The following is a 20,020-nucleotide window of genomic DNA, read 5'->3' as shown; positions in this document are numbered from 1 at the left end:
GTCAGTAGACTGACGAGAAATCAATCCAAATAATAAAAAGGAAAGCAGGTGGAAGTACGTCATAACTGGACTGTCGAGCAAGTCCGTGCGCTCATGGAAAAGCCATTCATGGACTTAGTCTTTGAAGCGCAAACCGTCCATCGCCACTATCAGCAGGCCAATCATGTGCAGGTGAGTACCCTGCTGTCGATCAAAACCGGCGCTTGCCCGGAAGATTGCAAATATTGTCCGCAAAGTGCGCGTTACCAAACTGACATCGAAAAAGAGCGATTGATGGAAGTCGAGCGGGTACTCGATGCCGCGCAAAAAGCGAAAAACGCGGGTTCCACACGCTTCTGTATGGGCGCCGCATGGAAGAACCCCAAACAGCGCGATATGCCTCATCTCACCGAGATGATCAAAGGCGTCAAAGAGATGGGGCTTGAGACCTGTATGACTCTGGGTATGTTGACGGCCGAGCAGGCGAAGGAGCTCTCACAGGCTGGTCTTGACTACTACAACCACAACTTAGATACCTCGCCTGAGTTTTACGGCAACATCATTACTACTCGCACTTATCAAGATAGACTGGACACTCTGTCACACGTGCGTGACGCAGGCATGAAGATTTGTTCCGGTGGCATTATTGGTATGGGTGAGAGCGCCAATGACCGAGCGGGCTTACTGGTTGAGCTGGCTAATCTGCCGACACACCCGGAAAGTGTGCCGATTAATATGCTCGTCAAAGTCAAAGGGACCCCACTGGAAGAGGTCGAGGACGTCGAGCCGTTTGATTTCATCCGCTTAATTGCCATTGCGCGCATTATGATGCCGCGCTCTGCAGTGCGCCTCTCTGCTGGACGTGAAAATATGAACGAGCAGATGCAAGCGCTGTGTTTTATGGCCGGGGCCAACTCGGTGTTTTATGGCTGCAAACTGCTGACCACGCCAAACCCATCGGAAGACAAAGATATGCAGCTGTTCAAAAAGCTGGGTATCAACAGTCAACAGGTGTCGCAAAAGCCGGATGAAATAGAAGAGAACGATCTGCTGGATCGCGTTGTTGAACGTGTGGCGGCTCGCCCAGCCAAAGACGACTTGTTCTACGATGCCAGCGTTTGATTCTCGCGTGCGCGCTGCGCTGGCCGAGCGCCGCTCGCAGGGCTTACTGCGTCAGACACACACCTTGCACGGTGGCAATCAGGTGGAGATTGCTGATAACGAGCGCCGATACTTGAATTTTTCCAGCAACGACTATCTTGGTCTTGCGACGAACGCCACTATTGGGCAAGCCTGGCAGCAAGGCATTACCGTCTATGGCAATGGCTCAGGCGCATCGCCATTGGTGACAGGTCATGGCGGCGCACATCAAGCGCTGCAAGAGCGGCTGTGTGAATGGCTAGGCTATGAGAGCGCGGTGCTGTTCAGCTCCGGTTTTGCCGCTAATCAAGCGCTCCTATTGAGTTTACTTCAGCAAGACGATGTGCTGATTCAAGACAAACTCAACCACGCATCCTTGATGGAAGCAGGAGTACTCTGTCCTGCGACCATGAAGCGCTTTAAACACAACGATATGGCGCATTTGCGTCAGGTATTGAACACCATCGATCCTGAAGCTGCGACCCTTGTTGTCACCGAAGGGGTGTTTAGCATGGACGGTGATCTTGCGCCGCTCCAAGGGATCAGCGAGCTCACAGAGAAACAGGCATGGCTTGCGGTCGATGACGCCCACGGTATCGGCGTGCTCGGCGAAGGCGGACGCGGCAGCTGTCAGCATGCGGGCATCAAGCCACAGGTGTTAATTGTCACCTTTGGTAAGGCGTTTGGGCTCTCAGGTGCGGCGATTCTGTGTCATGACGAATTGGCCGATTACTTGACGCAATTTGCTCGCCATTATGTCTACTCGACAGCCATGCCCGGGGCGCAAGCGGTCGCCCTGCATAAAGCGAGCGAGATCATTGAGCAGCAGCAGTGGCGAAGAGATAAGTTAGCTGAGTTGACGGCACTGTACGATCAACTGCTTAGTGACGAACCGGGGTATGTGGCAACGCCGACACCCATCAAGCCTTGGCTGATTGGTGAGAGCGACGATGCGGTGGCCACCGCCTCACAGCTGAAACAGCAAGGCATATGGTTGACCGCCATTCGCCCGCCAACCGTACCTAAAGGTAGCGCGCGGCTACGCATTACTTTAACCGCCAATCATACCAAAACGCACATTCATCAGTTGGCCCAAGCCATCAAAGGCGCAAGAAAACCCACGGGACGAGGACACTCATGCACGCGGTAAAGACACCTTCCTCACATCCTCTTACACCGGTGAGCGTCAAAACAGTCAGCGATAAAGCAGTGAGCGATAAATCCGCCATTCGTGATGCGTTTAGTAAAGCATCCGCCACCTACGATGCCCATGCGGCTTTCCAGCGTGATGTGGGTGAGAGACTGCTTGCACGCATGCCAAGCGATTTGAGTGGTCAAGTCGTGCTGGATGTCGGTTGCGGGACGGGGTATTTCTCTTTGCAGTTACAACAGCGCGGGGCTAAGGTGATCTGTCTTGATCTCTCTCCGGATATGCTGGACACGGCTAGGTCGCGCTGTGGTGACGTGAACATGCACTATCAATTGGGCGATGCCGAACAGTTGCCGCTGCAAGCGGGCAGTGTGGATTACGTGTTCTCAAGCTTGGCTTTGCAGTGGTGCGAGGACTTGGCACTGCCACTTAAAGAAATGCGCCGCGTAGTGAAAAAGGGCGGTGAGATTGTATTTTCGACTTTGCTGGATGGATCGCTCGATGAGTTGAAAAGCGCATGGCGCAATATTGATTCATATCAACACGTTAACGATTTTATTACCGTCAATCAGTTAAAACTTGCGTTAGCGCAATCTGAATCACCCCACCATCATCTAGACTTGCCCGCTGTCACAGTGTGGTATGAGACTGCTTTTTCTCTAATGCGTGATTTAAAGGGCATTGGCGCAAACCATGTGAGCGGTCGCTCACCGGGACTCATGAGTCGCCAAACGCTTAGAAAGTTAGAGCAAGCGTACCAGGTATTTCAAAACCAAGAGGGGTTGTTACCCGCAACTTATCAGGTTTGTTTAGGGGTTATACATCGATGATTGATGCTTTTTTTATTGCTGGTACGGATACCGATGTAGGCAAAACGGTTGCTTCTAAAGCAATCCTCAACGCTTTAGCCGAGAAAGGAATGAAGACAATTGGCTACAAGCCGGTTGCGGCTGGAAGCGAACAGACAGAATTTGGACTGCGTAACTCAGACGCGCTCTATTTACAAAGCGCTGCAACGTTGGATGTCGCTTATGAAGATGTCAACCCGTATGCGCTAGAGCTCCCCGCGTCACCACATATTGCGGCGCAGCGCGAAAATGTGACGATTGATTACGCGGTGCTGAGCGATAAGTTAGCGCAACACAAGCAAAATGCGCAGATGGTCCTTGTCGAAGGCGCGGGCGGTTGGCGCGTACCAGTGTCCGAGAGTGACTGTTTATCGACTTGGGTCGTGCAAGAAAAGCTGCCGGTGGTACTGGTGGTGGGTATTAAGTTGGGCTGTTTGAGTCACGCGATGTTGACGCTAGATGCCATCAAAGCCGATGGTCTTGACGTCATTGGTTGGGTTGCAAACCGTGTCAATCCGGGCACAGAGCACTATCGTGACATCATTAAAATGCTTGAGAACAAGATTGATGCACCTAAAATCGGCGAGATTCCTTATGTGCCGAGCGTCAAACGCAAAGATTTGGCAAAATACATCAATGTTGAGCCGTTGATTGCTGGTGCGACCTCACCCTTGTTAGAAGCGTGATCGGCCTTGTTAGAAGCGTGATCGGCTTTACACGATAACCGCACTGAAGAGACAAAAAGGGCAGCCGTGTGGCTGCCCTTTCTTGTTGCGTCGTCATCCGATGCGTTTCTGTCGTTGCCGTTTATTGCTCTTCGTTTAGCCCCAGCATGGCTTGTTGCATCTCCATTGCGTGGTTCTGCGCTGATTGGCCCAAGGCTAATCCCAGTTGCTGTTTGGCCTCATCCTCAGACAATCCTAAGTGACAACGAAGCATATCAATAGCCATTTGATAGTTGTTAGTTTCAACCATGATGTCGTTCCCTTATCCATGGAAGTGAAAATCTGTTTGAAATCTACCATGAAACCAAGATGCAGCAATAAGACCAAAGTCTAATGGTGTTTAGTTGGCCTGTTGATTGATTCAAGAGAGAGGCGAAAAAGTGCTGTGACATCAAATGTTTCAATTTGCCACTTAACGTTATTGAGAAAAGGAATACACTCTCTTTATCCCTGATAAATTGTGGCGTGCGTCATACTTAGCCTGAAATAATTCCTATGCTAGGTATTGATATTGAGTCAATGTGCCCACAATTCATCTACAACAGGTCATTCGTAACAGTTCATTCAGAACAGGCGATGGATCTCTTGACTGTCAGCTTTTGCGTGGAGAAGAGTAAATAATGAAGCGTGTCATGTTATTTCTAGCGACCAACTTAGCCGTTATCCTTGTGCTTAGTGTGGTGCTTAATATCGTTTATGCGACCACCGGTTTGCAGCCAGGTAGCCTATCGGGCTTGCTGGTGATGGCAGCGGTATTTGGTTTCGGCGGTTCGTTCATTTCTCTCTTGATGTCCAAGAGTATGGCGCTTCGCTCCGTGGGTGGTATGGTGATTGAAAGCCCACGTAACGAAACAGAGCACTGGCTGCTTGAAACCGTAAAGCGTCAATCTGACCAAGTGGGCATCGGTATGCCGACGGTGGCCATTTATGACTCTCCTGATATTAATGCTTTTGCGACAGGCGCTAAGCGTGATGACTCTCTGGTTGCGGTATCGACCGGTCTTTTGCACAACATGACCCGCGATGAAGCGGAAGCTGTGTTGGCACACGAAGTGAGCCACATTGCCAACGGTGATATGGTCACCATGACCTTGATGCAAGGTGTGGTGAATACCTTCGTGATCTTCTTGTCACGCTTTATTGCCAATATCGTCTCGTCGAACCGCGACGAGGAGGGAGGCAGTAGCATGATGGTCTATTTCGGCGTCTCTATGGTGTTGGAATTGGTGTTTGGTTTCCTCGCGAGCTTTATTACCATGTGGTACAGCCGTCACCGTGAGTTCCACGCCGATGCGGGTGCGGCGAATTTGGTTGGCAAACACAAGATGATTGCCGCACTTGAGCGCCTTAAAGTGAGCCACGAGTCTCAACTCGAAGGATCGATGATGGCCTTTGGTATTAACGGTAAGCGCTCAATGACCGAACTGCTTATGAGCCACCCTCCATTGGATAAGCGCATCGCCGCACTGCGCAACTCATAACGCTTATCTCGTCATAAAGACAACTTAATTGACTGAAAAGGCTTGGTTTATCACCAAGCCTTTTTTTGATCTTATTCGCTAAGCAGACGTACAAGCTGGCAGTAGAAAGTTGTACAAAAAATAATTTGTACAACTTTTAATGTTCAACTAAGGTTATATAAGTTGTACATTAAATAAAAATGTATAACTTGTGTGAATGTAAGATGGAGGCGAAATGGACGTCCAGTCAGTCGGCAATATCTATCAGCAACTCGATAAGCATAATCTGGTGTTGCTTGAGCAGGTCTATCACCAAAATGTGGTATTTGAAGATGCCGCTCATCGAATGGAAGGCTGGCCTGAGCTTGAGCGCTACTTCCAGTCGCTTTATAGCAATGTCCAGCGCTGCGAGTTTGATATTCAGCACGCCCAACAAAGCGGCGATATGGGTTTTTTAACTTGGGTGATGACGTTGGAGCACCCCAAATTGTCCAAAGGTAAGCCTGTTGCTGTCAATGGCGTGTCTCATCTTAAATTTGCCGATGGCAAAGTGATTTACCATCGCGACTATTTCGACCTCGGTGAAATGTTGTACGAGAACTTGCCTATTTTGGGTAGCATCATTAAATCGATCAAACAGAGGCTCGGACAATGAAGACCGTTCTCATCACGGGGGCGACCTCAGGCATCGGCAAGCAGCTGGCGATGGATTACGCCCGCGACCATTGGCAGGTGATCGCTTGTGGTCGAAACGAGCAAGCGCTCGCAGAGCTGGCGCAGCAATTTGAGACGATAACGCCGCTGCGGTTTGATGTCACCGATCTCGCGCAGACTACTCAAGCCATCGACTCCCTCGAGAACACACCGGACGTATGGCTGCTCAGCGCCGGAGATTGTGAGTACATCGATGATGGTGTGATGGATGCAGCTCTGTTTGAGCGCATTTTTGCGATCAATGTGATGGGGGTGGTCAATCTCGTCACCGCCGCGCAATCGCATTTTTCACCAGGGCAGCGTGTCGCAATTTTGGGTTCGATCGCCAGTGAAGTCGCCTTGCCAAGGGCGGAAGCTTATGGCGCCTCAAAAGCGGCGGTTAGCTATCTCGCCCGCACGCTGCAGCTGGATCTCAAGCCCAAAGGCGTTGATGTCACGCTCATTTTTCCGGGATTTGTCAAAACACCGCTCACGGACAAAAACACGTTTGATATGCCGATGATGGTTTCGGTGCAATCGGCATCGGACTCGATTCGACGAGGTTTGGATAAGGGTGTCTCGACGCTCTATTTCCCCAAACGATTCACCACGCTACTGCGCGTGTTTGGTGCGTTGCCTTATCGTTGGCAAACCGCGCTGGTCAGCCGACTACTTGGCTCGCGTTGAACGCATTCGCTGCATAGATAACAGGATAGGGAACAAGGATAACAACAATGAAAATAGCAATCATCGGCTCGGGTATTTCAGGTTTAACCTGTGGTTACTACCTACATCCAAACCACGACATCACCGTGTTTGAAGCCAACGACTATGTGGGCGGTCATACTGCGACGGTGGACGTGGAGGTTGAAGGGCACACGTACGCGGTAGATACCGGCTTTATTGTTTACAACGATCGCACTTACCCCAATTTTATCCAGTTGATGCAGGAGATTGGCGTGCGTGGCAGACCGAGCCAAATGAGCTTCAGTGTGAGAAACGACGACACTGGACTGGAGTATAACGGCCATACACTCACGACCTTGTTTGCTCAGAAGCGAAATTGGCTTCGTCCGCAGTTCTATCGCTTTATTTTCGAGATTTTGCGCTTTAACCGTTTAGTGAAAGCGCAAGCTCAGGCCAGTCAAGAGAGTTCATTGACCCTTGGTGAGTTTCTTACTCTACATGAATTCAGTGACTATTTTTGTACGAACTATATTTTGCCGATGGGCGCCGCGATTTGGTCATCAACGTTGGCGGATATGCGCGCTTTCCCACTTGGTTTCTTCGCCCGCTTTTTCCTCAATCACGGCTTGCTGGACGTCACCAACCGCCCGCAATGGTATGTGATTGAGGGAGGATCGCGTGAGTACATTGCCCCGCTGACCAAAGGCTTCAAAGAGAGAATTCGTTTGAACACGCCTGTCACTCGTGTCACGCGTGATTCGGCAGGCGTGACGATTCATTATGTTGACCGAAGCGCGACGCAAAGCGAGCAGCGCCAGTCTGAACGTTTCGATCAGGTTATTTTTGCTTGTCACAGTGATCAAGCCCTTGCGATGTTGGCTGATGCGAGTGAAAGCGAAACCTCAGTGCTGAGCCGTCTGGCCTATCAAGCCAACGAAGTGATTTTGCATACAGACGAGGCGTTGCTGCCGACTCGTAAGGCAGCATGGGCGTCTTGGAACTACTGGATTGAAGGTGGAGACGGCCAGAACACTCGCGCCCCAACGCTGACTTACAACATGAATATTCTTCAGCACATTGAAGCGCCGGTGACCTTTTGCGTTTCACTTAACAGCGCAGAGCATATCGAGCCGAGCAAGGTGCTGGGTACCTTCAATTATCATCATCCAGTGTTCAATACCGAATCTCTCAACGCTCAGGGCCGCAGAGAGGAAGTCAACGGGCAAAGTCAAAGCTGGTTTTGCGGCGCTTACTGGTACAACGGATTCCACGAGGACGGTGTACGCAGCGCACTGGATGTGGTTCGCGGTATCGAAGCCCTTGCGCAGACGAAACGAGGTGCAGCCTAATGACAGACGCGTTGCGCAGTGCACTGCTGGTGGGGGATGTGAGACATCGGCGTTTTTCGCCCATCTCGCACAGTCTCAATTATCCGCTCTTTATGCCGTGCATCGATTTGGATGAGCTAGAGGTGCTGGAGCGCAGAGTCTGGGCATTTGGTACACGCTGGTGGCACTGGGCGAGATTCAAACGCAGTGACTATGTTGGCGAGGGAAGTCTCAAGGTAGCGGTGCAAGACAAGGTCGAAGCGCTGACGGGTGTTACCCTGCGAGGCCGCGTTGAAGCCGTCCTCCATCTTAGGTACCTCGGGATTTACTTCAGCCCGGTCAATTTTTACTACCTTTATGATGGACAAGGGCAATGGCGCTACTTATTGGCAGAGGTCTCCAACACGCCTTGGAACGAGCGCCATTACTACGCGGTGGATGCCAATGATGCTAACACTTGGCGTCATGATAAGGCTTTTCATGTGTCACCGTTTAACCCAATTAAACAGACTTATGTATGGCGTCTTAAACCGCTTACTGAGTCTCTGTTTGTCCATCTTGAATGTCATAGTAATGGGGAGGAGACAACGACAACTAAGGTGTTTGATGCCACGATGGCGATGCGCAAACAGCCTCTTACCTCCACTCAACTCGCTAAGCGATTGATCGCAACGCCGATTATGGCAGTAAAAGTGGTGATAGGTATTTATTGGCACGCGTTGAAACTGTGGGTGAAAGGGGCCCCTTTTTACTCTCACCCCGGTTCCCAAGAACCCGGCTACCAAGACAAAGAGAGCAACAGCTAGCCAAGGCGTTTAGCCATCTAAAACCCTAGCACCTAAAACAAAGACAAATGTACGCACAAAACAGAGTCCGCCGGACATGTTGCAAGGAGCAAAGAGAACAATGAATTCGCAAGTAATGCCCATACCAAGAGCGCTGACCACTGTGCAAAAAACGGCGCGTAATCTCGCCTTTTCGACGCTGTCCCATCTGCAGGTCGGGACATTGACCATACGAGAAGTGTTTAGTGACAGTGATGGCAGTCAAAGACAAGAGACGTTTGGTCAGCATCACGGATCCAATCAGCATTTAGACAATGGACCCAATGCCGTTGTTGAAGTGAGGCACCCCGGCTTTTACGCACGTCTACTCAAGGGCGGCAGCATTGCAGCAGGTGAAGCCTATATGGATGGCTGGTGGGACAGCCCAAACCTGACCCAAGTAATGGAGTTGATGGCGAAGAACTTATCCGCGTTGGATGCCTTGGAAAGTCGCAGCAGTTTGCTGTCTAAAATCCTCTATAAGCTCGGGCATTGGTTAAATCGCAATACGGTTGAGAAGGCGCAGAAGAACATTGAAGCGCACTATGACTTGAGCAACGAGTTATATCAAACCTTCCTCGATAAAGAGATGCTCTACTCTTCAGCGCTGTTTACTGACCCAAGTGACTCATTAGAACAAGCGCAGATCAATAAGATGGAGAGACTCTGTCAGGAATTGCAGCTCAACGAGCAAGACCGAGTGATTGAAATCGGCACGGGTTGGGGCGCGATGGCCATCTACATGGCGACGACCTACGGGTGCCATGTGACCACAACCACTATCTCTGAGCAACAATATCAATACGCCGCAAGCCGGATAGAAGCACTTGGCTTGCAGGATAATATTACTTTGCTCAAGCAAGATTATCGTCTGCTTGAGGGGGAGTTCGATAAATTGGTATCTATCGAGATGATAGAGGCCGTCGGTAAACAGTATCTGCGCTCTTATATCGAGAAGTGTCAGTCTCTACTGCGCCCGGGTGGATTGATGGCCATTCAAGCGATCACCATTGCCGATCAGCGCTATGACTATTACAGCGACAATGTGGATTTTATCCAGAAATACATCTTCCCGGGAGGATTTCTGCCATCCATCACAGCCTTGACACAAACCACCACCAAACACAGTGACTTGGTGCTGCGAAACCTATTCGATATTGGTCAGGACTACGCGCAAACGCTCAACCACTGGCATCGACGCTTTAATGGTTCGCTGGCGCGCGTCAAACACTTAGGGTTTGATGAGCGTTTTATTCGCATGTGGAACTACTACTTCTGCTATTGCGAAGGGGGCTTTAAAGCCAAGAGCATCAGCACCGTTCATATGACATTTCAGCGACCATAACTGATGATTCGTTTACTGCTGATATCGAGCTGGTTTCAAGCGCTTTGGCTGCTCGCAGTATTAGGCAATGAGGCGTGGCAATGGTGGTTGGTTGCGCTGGTGGTGGCGACTTATGCGGTCACCATAGGGGTGTCAGCTAAGCCGTTGCCTTTGAGTTTTGTTGGTATCGTTTTCGCTGTTGGTATTGGCATCGACAGTGTCAATATGCTTGCGGGGGTACTGCGGTTCGAGTACGCGATGCATTCAACTTGGTTGATACCGATTTGGCTATCGGCGCTTTGGGCGATATTCATCTGGTACAGCACTTTTTTGTTGCCCTTGGTGAACACATACCCCAGTTGGATCGTAACAGTGATAGGAGGGCTCTCGGGCGCTTTGAGCTATTGGGCGGGAGAGCGGCTTGGTGCGGTTGAATTCGGCTATTCTCCCACACTCAGTTTACTGATTCTTTTTGGTCAGTGGATGGTGGTGATAGGTTTGATGTTAAGGATATACGGCAATGAAAAAGGTCATGACATTCCTGATTAGCGTGCTGTGCTTGTCTCAATACGCGCACGCCTCCATTTCAGCGGGACACGTTTCAGGGGGAGATAATGAACAGACGCAGAGCGCGCTATGGTCACACTGGCCGGTGGTCGGTCAGGCGCAGCTCTCCATGCTCTTTTTTGATATCTACCAGTCGGAGTTACGCGCGCCCAATGGTCAATACCGGGAAAGTGACGACGTGACGCCTCATCCACTCGCGCTCTCCATTACTTATCAGCGTAACATCAGCCAAGATCAGTTACTCAATGCCACGATGGAGCAGTGGCAAAAACTCGGCTACAGAGAAGAGGTTGCACAAGGTTGGTTGACTCGTTTGGCCGAGGTTTTCCCCAATATCGAACAGGGGCATAACTTAACGTATGTAACCAACGGTCAAGTGGGTGAGTTTTATTATACGCGTCAGTCGGATACGCAGCGCATTGGCATTATCGACGATGAAGCCTTTAATGATGCGTTTGTCTCAATATGGCTTTCCCCCAACACTGACTACCCAAGATTGCGTCAACAACTGATAGGAAAGCAGCGATGATATCTCGTTTAGGTGCTCGTTTAGCGGCGATACTTTTGAGTGTCGTAATAGTGGGGTGTAGCGCCGACATTGATGACTACCAAACTAGCAGTCCAGCGTTTGACTTGTTCGACTATTTTCAAGGCGAAACCCACGCGTGGGGTATGGTGCAAGACTATACAGATAAACAGACTCGGCGTTTTTTCGTCACTATTGACGGAACAGTAGAGGGTGACACGTTGACGCTGGTGGAAGATTTTCGTTTTGATGATGGCGAGTTGAGTCAGCGTATCTGGACGATAACACGCAGTGACGCTGGTCGCTACACCGGAAAAGCCGATGACATCATCGGTACCGCCCGCGGAAGAGAAGTCGGCAATGCGCTGCAATGGCAATACGATTTTGAACTGCAATTGGATGACGGCAGTGTGTCGGTCAGTTTTGATGATTGGCTATATCGACAAGATGAACGGCACGTGTTCAACCTGACCAAGATAAAGAAATGGGGGATGGAAGTGGGGCAAATCACGCTCTTTTTCCAAAAGCAGTAGGCGCCTTAAACAGTCCTCATCTCTAAGCGAGGCTCACATACTCTGAAATGAAAACGCCAGAAATGAAAAAGACTTTGCCGAGGCAAAGTCTTTTGACTATTGCTGCGAGGATGCTCGCTTAAAGCTTGTCAGTCAGCTCGATGGCTTGACCAATGTAGTTCGCGGGTGTCATCTCTTTCAGACGCGCTTTTTCGTGCTCTGGAAGCTCTAGACCGTCGATGAAATGACGCATTGCTTCACCATCAACGCGCTTACCACGAGTGAGCTCTTTTAGCTTCTCGTATGGCTTCTCAATACCGTAACGACGCATAACGGTTTGCACAGGCTCCGCAAGCACTTCCCAGTTTTTGTCTAGCTCAGCAAGCAGGGCTTCACGGTTCACTTCCAGTTTGCTGATGCCTTTTAGGGTCGACGTGTACGCAATGATTGCGTAACCCACACCCACACCAAGGTTACGTAGCACGGTAGAATCCGTTAGGTCACGTTGCCAACGAGAGATAGGCAGTTTTTGTGCTAGGTGGCCAAATACCGCGTTTGCTAAACCTAGGTTGCCTTCTGAGTTTTCAAAGTCGATTGGGTTGACTTTGTGTGGCATGGTTGAAGAACCAATTTCACCAGCAATGGTTTTTTGCTTGAAGTGACCCAGTGCGATGTAACCCCAAACGTCGCGATCGAAATCGATAAGGATGGTGTTGAAACGTGCGATGGCATCAAACAGTTCTGCGATGTAATCGTGCGGTTCGATCTGCGTCGTGTATGGGTTCCACGTTACGCCAAGAGATTGGGTAATGAACTCTTCAGAGAACTGGTGCCAATCAAGCTCAGGGTAGGCGGAAAGATGCGCGTTGTAGTTACCTACTGCGCCGTTGATTTTCGCGAGAATTTCAACATTTTCGATCTGCTTGTATTGACGTTCCATACGGTACGCCACGTTCGCCATCTCTTTACCCATAGTGGTCGGTGATGCTGGTTGACCGTGAGTACGAGAGAGTAGCGGGATGTCGCGGTACTCGACAGCCAGTGCTTTGATCGCATCAATGATATTTTTGATTTCAGGAAGAATCACGCTGTCACGCGCTTCTTTAAGCATAAGAGCGTGAGAGGTGTTGTTGATGTCTTCTGACGTACATGCAAAGTGAATGAATTCGTTCACGGCATGCAGTTCAGGAACGCCCGCGACTTTCTCTTTAAGGAAGTACTCAACGGCTTTAACGTCGTGGTTGGTGGTGCGCTCAATCTCTTTGATGCGAGCCGCGTCCTCTTCTGAGAAGTTGGCCGCTAGGTCATCAAGGAACTGGTTCGCTTCTGCACTGAAGGCAGGAACTTCTGCGATGGCATCGGTCGCTGCGAGCTTTTGTAACCAACGAATTTCAACGATAGAGCGGTACTTTAGTAGACCAAACTCACTAAAGATGCTGCGAAGTGCAATTGTCTTGCTACCGTAACGGCCGTCTACGGGTGAAACAGCAGTCAGTGCTGACAGTTCCATGATGTTCTCCTGAATTGGGTTTTAAATCTGGTGAGCTTTATACCAATAACTGTGGCAATTGTCACGAATATTGCGCAAACGTTTGCGCGATTCTTATCCGACAAAGAAAAAATAAGCTCGCCGAGTGGCGAGCCAAGATTCTCTATGACGTATCTTACATTCTGGCGAGCAAAATTTGTGCTTGCTCCACCATCTTCTTGCGTCCAAAAATGAGGTGGCGACGTTTGCCGCCCACTTGACGCCATAGCACGGCACTACGAATGCCAGAGAGCAACAAGGCACGCACTTTGTGCTGGTTGCTAGTCTGCTGTAATACGGACGGTGTGCCAGTGACCTGAATACGAGGGCCCACCGGACTGATGACATCCAGGTAGACGCTGGCAAGGTTGCTGATCATCTGCTCGCTGTGTAGGTCAAAGTGCTCAAGTTGGCGTTCCAACATCTGGATGCGATCGCCAAGCTGAGACATCGAGTCGCGGCGGGCGCTGAGTTTACGTTCAAGCGCCATGAGACTGATGATGTAGCGTGTGATTTCGCTGCCTGCTGGCGTGCTATCGATCCCTTTGACTAAACACTCAAGCCCCAGTTTAAGATCGGATTCACGACCATACACCGCCACTGTGTGGCTTGGATTGGTGTTTAAGACCGCTTTTAACGAGGTTTCGAACGCGTCATTGTCGCAGTAACCGTTCTTCGCCACTTGTTGAACCAAAGCGACAGCCTGGCAAATACCGGCAAAGGCAATGGTGCGGTCATAGAGTGCATTAGCCACCGATTCGTACTCCTATCAATAAACTGTTGATTACAGACACACTGTCCATTACAGACGCTGTTCGATGATGCCGCCACCCAAGCACACATCACCATCATAAAATACCGCGGATTGCCCTGGGGTCACCGCCACCTGAGGCTCATCAAAGGTAACCTTGATGTTCTCATCATCGATAGGTGTGATGGTACAAGGGATGTCGGTTTGGCGATAGCGGGTTTTTACCGTGCATTTGATTGGCTCGCGAATCGGTGTGCGATCGACCCAATGTAACTGTGAAGCCACCAAACCCTCAGACTTGAGCAGTGGGTGATCTGCACCTTGCACAGCAATTAACACATTGCGTTTCAGATCTTTGTCTGCCACGTACCAAGGGTCTTCATTACCGCCGCCACCTTTTTGACCACCAATGTGTAGTCCTTTACGCTGGCCTAGCGTGTGGTACATCAAACCTTGGTGTTCGCCAATCACTTTGCCTTCCGGTGTTTCGATTTTACCGGGTTGCGCAGGTAGATAGCGAGATAAGAAATCGGTAAATTTGCGCTCACCAATAAAACAGATGCCGGTGGAATCTTTTTTCTTGGCGGTGATCAAATCTTGCTCTTCGGCGATGCGTCGCACTTCCGGCTTTTCAAGCTCGCCAACAGGGAATAGGCTACGCGCTACTTGGTCACTGCTTAGTGTATAAAGGAAGTAGCTTTGATCTTTGTTGCCATCTAATCCACGCAGCATCTTAGGTGCTTCGCCATTGTCAGGGAAGGTGCGGCGCACGTAATGACCCATCGCAATGTAGTCGGCGTCGAGGACTTCGTCGGCGAATTCCAAGAATGCTTTAAATTTGATCTCTTTGTTGCAGAGAATATCCGGGTTCGGCGTGCGGCCCGCTTTGTATTCCGCCAAAAAGTATTCGAATACGTTATCCCAGTACTCGGCAGCAAAGTTAATGGTGTGCAGGTGGATGCCCAACTTGTCACACACCGCTTGCGCGTCGGCGAGATCTTCTGCTGCTGTACAGTATTCTTCGTTGTCGTCTTCTTCCCAGTTCTTCATGAACAAGCCTTCAACCTGATAGCCTTGTTGCTTTAACAGGTAGGCAGAAACGGACGAATCTACACCGCCAGACATACCGACGATGACTTTCTTTTTACTGTTGTCAGTACAGTTTTCAGACATTGGTCACACCACTCAATTTAACTGGATGCAAATTCTAGCAGAAAGCCGGTAGCGGTGACAGATCCGAGATCGAAATCACACCCATGCTTTTCAGCTTGTTCTCGCTAGGTTGTTATGCAGCCCATAGTTTGACAAATAGAGCCCAAGTTATCTGCTAAACACGGCAATGTACCTCGCGTAAATATCACAACATATCGGTTGATTGCGTTGATGGTCATTACGTCGACAGTTAGCTCGGATATCGTTGGGTAATGCAGGGTTAGTTGTGGCATAGTGGACGAAATTCAAGAGTCCTAGGCTCATCTATCTCATTATTAAGTGAACTCCTCATGACTGAACACCAAGACGAACTGCTGCAAGAAACGCAACTTATTGAAGTAATTGAAAACCAACTGCAAGATGGCAACCCCATCAAAGTGAAAGAAACGTTAATGCGTTTGATGATGACGGGCACAGCAAGAGACGAAGCAATTGCCATGATGGCTTGCGCAGTCTCAATCGAAATTTTTGATGTGATGAAAAACGATGGTGAGTTTAATCTTAAACGCTATTCCGAGCACTTGGATTTGTTGCCAGATTTGAGTTTTATGGAAGGCGAATAAGCCGCCGCTAATCCTTATCGACGTTGCTCTAGGTTAAATGCGCGAGCAAACGTTTGCTATACTAGCGGGAGTTGCCGCGCCAATAAGGGCGCGGTAGAATCGCGCCACTTTTTATCCCTTACTTTACTCTGATTATGAAATTTCCCGGCCAACGCAAATCCAAACATTACTTCCCGGTTCATGCTCGCGATCCTTTAGTGACTCAAGCGCAGGACAGCAAGAAAATGTCACGCACCCACATTATTGGTATCGACCAAACCTTAGTGGATATTGAAGCCAAAGTGTGTAGCACGCTCATCGAAAAATACCAGTTAAGTAAGGGACACTCACTGGTGATTGATGATGCGACGGCCGAAGCGTTATACGACGAACTAAAGCGCGATGATTTGATCACCAATGAATACGCGGGTGGTACGATTGGCAATACCTTGCACAACTATTCTGTGTTGGCGGATGACCGTTCGACGCTACTGGGTGTCATGAGTCAGGACATCAAGATCGGCAGTTACGGCTATCGTTATTTGTGCAATACCTCCAGTCGAATGGACTTGAATTATCTGCAAGGCGTCGACGGCGCGATTGGACGCTGCTTCGCGCTGATCACCGAAGACGGGGAGCGCACTTTTGCCATTAGTGAAGGGCAGATGAACCAGCTTAAACCAGAGAGCATTCCAGAAAAAATCTTTAAAAATGCCTCTGCACTGGTGCTGACTGCGTATTTGGTGCGCTGCAAAGCGGGCGATCCGATGCCAGAAGCGACCATGCGCGCTATTGAGTACGCGAAAAAGCACGATGTACCAGTCGTTCTCACGCTAGGGACTAAGTTTGTCATCCAAGATGATCCGCAGTTTTGGCAGCAATTTTTGCGCGATTATGTCACCGTTGTGGCGATGAATGAAGATGAGGCGCATGCGCTCACTGGGGAGAGCGACCCGCTTGCGGCATCAGACAAAGCCTTGGAGTGGGTCGATTTGGTGCTGTGTACTGCTGGGCCACTTGGCTTGTTTATGGCTGGTTATACCGAAGAAGCAGCCAAACGTGAAACGTCATTGCCTTTGTTGCCAGGTAGTATTGCGGAATTCAATCGTTATGAATTTAGCCGCCCAGCATTAAAAGATAATTGCGATCAAGCGATCAAAGTGTATTCTCATATTTCACCATACATGGGTGGTCCGGAGAAAATTAAAAACACTAATGGTGCCGGTGATGCGGCATTGTCTGCGTTGTTGCACGATATGGCCGCGAATAAATACCACAAAGAAAATGTGCCCAACTCGAGTAAACACGCGCATGCGTTTTTAACTTACTCTTCTTTTTCACAAGTGTGTAAGTATTCTAACCGTGCCAGTTATGAGGTATTGGTTCAGCACTCTCCACGTCTTTCGAAAGGTTTACCAGAGCGAGAAGATAGCTTGGAAGAAGCCTACTGGGAAAGATAAACGAAAAAAGCGCCAACAGGCGCTTTTTTTGAACTAACTTACATCGAAAGTTAGATCAGGAACTCTTCTAGGCTCTTGCCTGCATCCAATTGCTGTTGAATAGCAGATGGGGTGCGACCTTGACCGGTCCAAGTTTTAGTTTCACCGCTTGCATCCACGTATTTATATTTTGGTGGACGAGGTGCACGTTTCGATTTTGTTTTGGTTTTTGTTTCACCAGCAAGCGCAGAGTAAAGGGCATCAATATCGATACCTTCTTTAGATATTTGCTCAGCAATTGCAGCCAGTTTGGCTTCTTGCTCTGCCGCTGCTGCACGCTGCGCTTCTTCCTCTTCTTTACGCTCAGTAAAGACTGTCGTTAATTTGCTTAGGGCGTCTTCCAGTTGCTCAAGAGTCAGTTCACGTGCTGCTGCACGAAGACTACGAATATTTAATAGTGTTTTTGTTAGTTCAGACATAACATCTCTCATTGTTATCTTATTTAAGAGTATTTCTTAAATACTAATCCTGATATTTAAACATTACAATCCATTCTTAGCAGAATGCGATAAATTTATTGTTACTGTCAGCCAAATTTACCTTTCTTTACTTTATTGGACCGATCATTCGGCTAAGTCCTGTTTTGACGCTCAGATTTAATAATAGAGTTTCATATCTATTATTAAACGTTTCTAATCCTGATGGCACTGTTTAGATAAAAGTCGCCGAAATCAGCATGAGAACGAATTTGCCTAATAGTTGGCATTATAATGTCGATATAGTTCAAATGAACCACCTCAATACGTTTTCTTTTACGATTTCGATCACAGCACATATTTCGACTTCGAGAAAGTGCTATCTATTTGGTATTGCAGTCAACACCGAGTTTTTAATGTCCCGGGCGTTGTACGTCAGCACAGTGTGAAATGTCACCAAATTGAGAGTTGGCTTCCCGTTTGTACCATCGCTAAGCAATAAAAGTGACAACAAAACGAGCCAAATTGTTGAAATGCAGTTTTAGATGGGTACAATGGCGCCACCTAATGCATGACTACAGCAAAACCTTTGTTAATTTGATGTTTCATTGGTTGATTATTTTGGTTGTGCGGTAGAGGAGCGGAATAAAATAGTAGCGTTTGTTGGGGTGATGCCAATGAGCATGCGTGAAAGGTTATCTCGCCGAAGTGGGCTTCCATATCAAAGGAGCTCGCTGGGGTTAGTCTCGAAAGGGCTAACACTGCCATAGTCTATAATGTGTAAAACTATGGAGCGCTACTGTAGGGTTGGGTGAAGTGTCTACTTCCCTGTCGCTAAGTTCAACATTATCAACGGCCTCGTGCGGTTGACTAATCTGCAGTAGATCTCTAACCATTTATTACTGGTTTTTGAAGATCATGAATTTAATTGATTTTGCCTCATCTCCTTTATCTCTTTTGCCACCACTCGTGGCGTTGAGTCTTGCGATCATTACGCGTCGCGTTCTTGTGTCTCTCGGTGTGGGTATCGTTTTAGGTGCCGTATTGCTTAACGACTATTCGTTTGCGAGTGCGTCGGGTTATCTTGCGTCAACCGTATCGGGCGTTTTCGTAGAAGACGGTGGCCTCAATGCTTGGAACATGAGTATTGTTGGCTTCTTGCTTTTGCTCGGTATGATGACAGCACTGCTGACGCTCTCAGGCGGCACTCGCGCGTTCGCTGAATGGGCGCAGTCTCGTGTGAAAAGTAAGCGCGGTTCAAAACTGCTTGCTGCGTTTTTGGGCGTGTTCATTTTTGTCGATGACTACTTTAACAGCTTGGCGGTGGGCGCGATTTCTCGCCCAGTCACGGACCGTTTTTACGTCTCTCGCTCTAAGCTGGCTTACATTCTCGATTCGACCGCTGCCCCTATGTGTGTCTTGATGCCCGCATCAAGCTGGGGTGCCTACATTATGACCATTATTGGTGGCATCTTAGTCTCTCATGGCATCACAGAGTATTCCGCGTTGGGCGCTTACGTGCGTTTGATTCCGATGAACTTCTATGCGGTATTTGCGCTGTTGATGGTGTTTGCTGTGGCTTGGTTTGGTCTCGACATCGGTAAGATGCGTAGCCATGAAATTGCGGCGTCTCAAGGCCGTGGCTTTGACAAAGATGCAGAGAACGATACCAAAGAAGCGCATGAGCTCAATGAAGAGCTGGATATTCGTGAAAGCGAAGGCGGACGCGTTCTTGATTTGGTTTTGCCTATCGTGCTGTTAATCATTGCAACGGTCGCGGCCATGCTTTACACCGGTGGTCAGGCGCTTAAAGCGGATGGTGAAGCGTTTAATCTACTGGGCGCTTTTGAAAACACCGATGTGGGTTTGTCTTTGATCTACGGTGGTATTGTGGGTTTGGCAACCGCGCTGTTTACGGTGGTTAAGCAACGCATTGCGACCATCGAAATTGCTCGTACACTGTGGATTGGTGCGCGCTCAATGTTTGGTGCGATCCTCATTCTAGTCTTCGCGTGGACCATTGGTAGCGTGATTGGTGACATGAACACAGGTAAATACTTGTCAACGCTGGCGCAAGGTAGCATCAACCCACATTGGTTGCCGGTTATCCTGTTCTTGCTCTCGGGCTTGATGGCGTTCTCGACCGGTACCTCTTGGGGTACATTCGGTATCATGTTGCCGATTGCGGGTGATATGGCTGGAGCAACAGATATTGCCTTGATGTTGCCAATGCTGAGTGCGGTGCTCGCAGGTTCGGTCTTTGGTGATCACTGCTCACCGATTTCAGATACCACGATTTTGTCTTCGAC

Annotated in this window: 21 protein-coding genes and 1 riboswitch; of the genes, 16 read left to right on the top strand and 5 right to left on the bottom strand. The window is 49.1% G+C overall.

Annotation, left to right across the window (positions count from 1 at the left end):
• Positions 1–48 precede the first annotated feature (48 nt).
• From bioB to bioD, 4 genes are read left to right on the top strand one after another with little or no spacing between them, the layout of a single operon-like run.
• Positions 49–1,101, top strand: a complete 1,053-nt coding sequence (bioB, locus tag AC6R0L_RS15405; RefSeq protein ID WP_500629670.1) for a biotin synthase BioB — start codon at positions 49–51, stop codon at positions 1,099–1,101.
• A complete protein-coding gene (gene bioF / locus AC6R0L_RS15400; RefSeq protein WP_500629669.1) occupies positions 1,088–2,269 on the top strand; it encodes an 8-amino-7-oxononanoate synthase in 1,182 nt (393 codons plus the stop codon). Before bioB ends, bioF begins: the two co-directional genes overlap by 14 nt.
• Entirely contained in the window at positions 2,257–3,099 is an 843-nt protein-coding gene (gene bioC, locus AC6R0L_RS15395; RefSeq protein ID WP_500629668.1) for a malonyl-ACP O-methyltransferase BioC, read from the top strand. Before bioF ends, bioC begins: the two co-directional genes overlap by 13 nt.
• Positions 3,096–3,803, top strand: coding sequence for a dethiobiotin synthase (bioD, locus tag AC6R0L_RS15390; RefSeq protein ID WP_500629667.1), 708 nt, complete (start codon positions 3,096–3,098; stop codon positions 3,801–3,803). The genes bioC and bioD overlap by 4 nt, the downstream gene beginning before the upstream one ends.
• A 121-nt stretch (positions 3,804–3,924) precedes the next feature.
• Here bioD and AC6R0L_RS15385 read toward each other — a convergent pair whose 3' ends face one another.
• The gene (locus AC6R0L_RS15385) at positions 3,925–4,092 is read right to left on the bottom strand and encodes a hypothetical protein (RefSeq protein ID WP_334550797.1); all 168 of its coding nucleotides are present in this window, start codon (positions 4,090–4,092) and stop codon (positions 3,925–3,927) included.
• A gap of 370 nt (positions 4,093–4,462) precedes the next feature.
• Between AC6R0L_RS15385 and htpX the strand changes: the two genes are divergently transcribed.
• The 9 genes from htpX (at position 4,463) to AC6R0L_RS15340 (ending at position 11,784) form a co-directional block, all read left to right on the top strand.
• Positions 4,463–5,323: a protease HtpX gene (gene htpX / locus AC6R0L_RS15380; protein WP_334550795.1), complete on the top strand. Its 861-nt coding sequence runs from the start codon at positions 4,463–4,465 to the stop codon at positions 5,321–5,323.
• A 214-nt stretch (positions 5,324–5,537) separates the two neighbouring features.
• Positions 5,538–5,957, top strand: coding sequence for a nuclear transport factor 2 family protein (locus tag AC6R0L_RS15375; RefSeq protein WP_500629666.1), 420 nt, complete (start codon positions 5,538–5,540; stop codon positions 5,955–5,957).
• On the top strand, positions 5,954–6,682 hold the full coding sequence (locus tag AC6R0L_RS15370; protein ID WP_500629665.1) for an SDR family NAD(P)-dependent oxidoreductase: 729 nt from the start codon (positions 5,954–5,956) through the stop codon (positions 6,680–6,682). Before AC6R0L_RS15375 ends, AC6R0L_RS15370 begins: the two co-directional genes overlap by 4 nt.
• Before the next feature lie 47 nt (positions 6,683–6,729).
• Complete coding sequence (locus AC6R0L_RS15365) at positions 6,730–8,031, top strand: NAD(P)/FAD-dependent oxidoreductase (RefSeq protein WP_500629664.1); 1,302 nt, start codon at positions 6,730–6,732, stop codon at positions 8,029–8,031.
• Entirely contained in the window at positions 8,031–8,816 is a 786-nt protein-coding gene (locus AC6R0L_RS15360) for a DUF1365 domain-containing protein (protein ID WP_500629663.1), read from the top strand. The genes AC6R0L_RS15365 and AC6R0L_RS15360 overlap by 1 nt, the downstream gene beginning before the upstream one ends.
• 100 nt (positions 8,817–8,916) lie before the next feature.
• The gene (locus AC6R0L_RS15355) at positions 8,917–10,179 is read left to right on the top strand and encodes a class I SAM-dependent methyltransferase (RefSeq protein ID WP_500629662.1); all 1,263 of its coding nucleotides are present in this window, start codon (positions 8,917–8,919) and stop codon (positions 10,177–10,179) included.
• Between the two features lie 3 nt (positions 10,180–10,182).
• Entirely contained in the window at positions 10,183–10,707 is a 525-nt protein-coding gene (locus AC6R0L_RS15350) for a DUF2878 domain-containing protein (protein ID WP_500626915.1), read from the top strand.
• The gene (locus tag AC6R0L_RS15345; protein ID WP_500629661.1) at positions 10,691–11,254 is read left to right on the top strand and encodes a chalcone isomerase family protein; all 564 of its coding nucleotides are present in this window, start codon (positions 10,691–10,693) and stop codon (positions 11,252–11,254) included. The genes AC6R0L_RS15350 and AC6R0L_RS15345 overlap by 17 nt, the downstream gene beginning before the upstream one ends.
• A complete protein-coding gene (locus tag AC6R0L_RS15340; RefSeq protein WP_500629660.1) occupies positions 11,251–11,784 on the top strand; it encodes a DUF3833 domain-containing protein in 534 nt (177 codons plus the stop codon). The genes AC6R0L_RS15345 and AC6R0L_RS15340 overlap by 4 nt, the downstream gene beginning before the upstream one ends.
• Positions 11,785–11,902: 118 nt before the next feature.
• Here AC6R0L_RS15340 and purB read toward each other — a convergent pair whose 3' ends face one another.
• The 3 genes from purB to mnmA form a co-directional block, all read right to left on the bottom strand.
• Positions 11,903–13,273: an adenylosuccinate lyase gene (gene purB / locus AC6R0L_RS15335; protein WP_334550783.1), complete on the bottom strand. Its 1,371-nt coding sequence runs from the start codon at positions 13,271–13,273 to the stop codon at positions 11,903–11,905.
• A gap of 154 nt (positions 13,274–13,427) precedes the next feature.
• Positions 13,428–14,045, bottom strand: a complete 618-nt coding sequence (hflD, locus tag AC6R0L_RS15330; RefSeq protein ID WP_500629659.1) for a high frequency lysogenization protein HflD — start codon at positions 14,043–14,045, stop codon at positions 13,428–13,430.
• Between the two features lie 48 nt (positions 14,046–14,093).
• The gene (mnmA, locus tag AC6R0L_RS15325) at positions 14,094–15,215 is read right to left on the bottom strand and encodes a tRNA 2-thiouridine(34) synthase MnmA (protein ID WP_487902048.1); all 1,122 of its coding nucleotides are present in this window, start codon (positions 15,213–15,215) and stop codon (positions 14,094–14,096) included.
• A 329-nt stretch (positions 15,216–15,544) separates the two neighbouring features.
• Between mnmA and AC6R0L_RS15320 the strand changes: the two genes are divergently transcribed.
• Both AC6R0L_RS15320 and AC6R0L_RS15315 read left to right on the top strand, forming a co-directional pair.
• The gene (locus AC6R0L_RS15320) at positions 15,545–15,817 is read left to right on the top strand and encodes a hypothetical protein (protein ID WP_487902049.1); all 273 of its coding nucleotides are present in this window, start codon (positions 15,545–15,547) and stop codon (positions 15,815–15,817) included.
• Between the two features lie 134 nt (positions 15,818–15,951).
• A complete protein-coding gene (locus AC6R0L_RS15315; RefSeq protein WP_500629658.1) occupies positions 15,952–17,256 on the top strand; it encodes an inosine/guanosine kinase in 1,305 nt (434 codons plus the stop codon).
• A 50-nt stretch (positions 17,257–17,306) separates the two neighbouring features.
• Here the strand turns inward: AC6R0L_RS15315 and AC6R0L_RS15310 are convergent, their stop codons facing one another.
• Complete coding sequence (locus tag AC6R0L_RS15310) at positions 17,307–17,714, bottom strand: H-NS family histone-like protein (RefSeq protein WP_334550775.1); 408 nt, start codon at positions 17,712–17,714, stop codon at positions 17,307–17,309.
• A gap of 622 nt (positions 17,715–18,336) precedes the next feature.
• Positions 18,337–18,518: riboswitch (Lysine riboswitch) on the top strand.
• Positions 18,519–18,629: 111 nt separating this feature from the next.
• Here AC6R0L_RS15310 and AC6R0L_RS15305 point away from each other — a divergent pair.
• Positions 18,630–20,020, top strand: a 1,391-nt coding sequence (locus tag AC6R0L_RS15305; RefSeq protein WP_500629657.1) for a Na+/H+ antiporter NhaC family protein, incomplete at its 3' end; no start/stop codon positions are given.

Source organism: Vibrio sp. R15-SG3-ISO1A (assembly GCF_059833955.1).
The sequence above is the reverse complement of the archived record's forward strand: the minus strand, read 5'-3'. Positions and strand labels throughout refer to the sequence as shown.

Bases quoted from the DNA above. Each gene is read 5' to 3' on its own strand.
- AC6R0L_RS15345 (WP_500629661.1), top strand. From the start codon at position 10,691: ATGACATTCCTGATTAGCGTGCTGTGCTTGTCTCAATACGCGCACGCC.
- AC6R0L_RS15320 (WP_487902049.1), top strand. From the start codon at position 15,545: ATGACTGAACACCAAGACGAACTGCTGCAAGAAACGCAACTTATTGAA.
- AC6R0L_RS15375 (WP_500629666.1), top strand. From the start codon at position 5,538: ATGGACGTCCAGTCAGTCGGCAATATCTATCAGCAACTCGATAAGCAT.
- AC6R0L_RS15310 (WP_334550775.1), bottom strand. From the start codon at position 17,714: ATGTCTGAACTAACAAAAACACTATTAAATATTCGTAGTCTTCGTGCA.
- bioD (WP_500629667.1), top strand. From the start codon at position 3,096: ATGATTGATGCTTTTTTTATTGCTGGTACGGATACCGATGTAGGCAAA.
- AC6R0L_RS15315 (WP_500629658.1), top strand. From the start codon at position 15,952: ATGAAATTTCCCGGCCAACGCAAATCCAAACATTACTTCCCGGTTCAT.
- AC6R0L_RS15340 (WP_500629660.1), top strand. From the start codon at position 11,251: ATGATATCTCGTTTAGGTGCTCGTTTAGCGGCGATACTTTTGAGTGTC.
- purB (WP_334550783.1), bottom strand. From the start codon at position 13,273: ATGGAACTGTCAGCACTGACTGCTGTTTCACCCGTAGACGGCCGTTAC.
- bioC (WP_500629668.1), top strand. From the start codon at position 2,257: ATGCACGCGGTAAAGACACCTTCCTCACATCCTCTTACACCGGTGAGC.
- AC6R0L_RS15355 (WP_500629662.1), top strand. From the start codon at position 8,917: ATGAATTCGCAAGTAATGCCCATACCAAGAGCGCTGACCACTGTGCAA.
- AC6R0L_RS15370 (WP_500629665.1), top strand. From the start codon at position 5,954: ATGAAGACCGTTCTCATCACGGGGGCGACCTCAGGCATCGGCAAGCAG.
- AC6R0L_RS15365 (WP_500629664.1), top strand. From the start codon at position 6,730: ATGAAAATAGCAATCATCGGCTCGGGTATTTCAGGTTTAACCTGTGGT.
- bioF (WP_500629669.1), top strand. From the start codon at position 1,088: ATGCCAGCGTTTGATTCTCGCGTGCGCGCTGCGCTGGCCGAGCGCCGC.
- AC6R0L_RS15385 (WP_334550797.1), bottom strand. From the start codon at position 4,092: ATGGTTGAAACTAACAACTATCAAATGGCTATTGATATGCTTCGTTGT.
- AC6R0L_RS15360 (WP_500629663.1), top strand. From the start codon at position 8,031: ATGACAGACGCGTTGCGCAGTGCACTGCTGGTGGGGGATGTGAGACAT.
- mnmA (WP_487902048.1), bottom strand. From the start codon at position 15,215: ATGTCTGAAAACTGTACTGACAACAGTAAAAAGAAAGTCATCGTCGGT.
- htpX (WP_334550795.1), top strand. From the start codon at position 4,463: ATGAAGCGTGTCATGTTATTTCTAGCGACCAACTTAGCCGTTATCCTT.
- AC6R0L_RS15350 (WP_500626915.1), top strand. From the start codon at position 10,183: ATGATTCGTTTACTGCTGATATCGAGCTGGTTTCAAGCGCTTTGGCTG.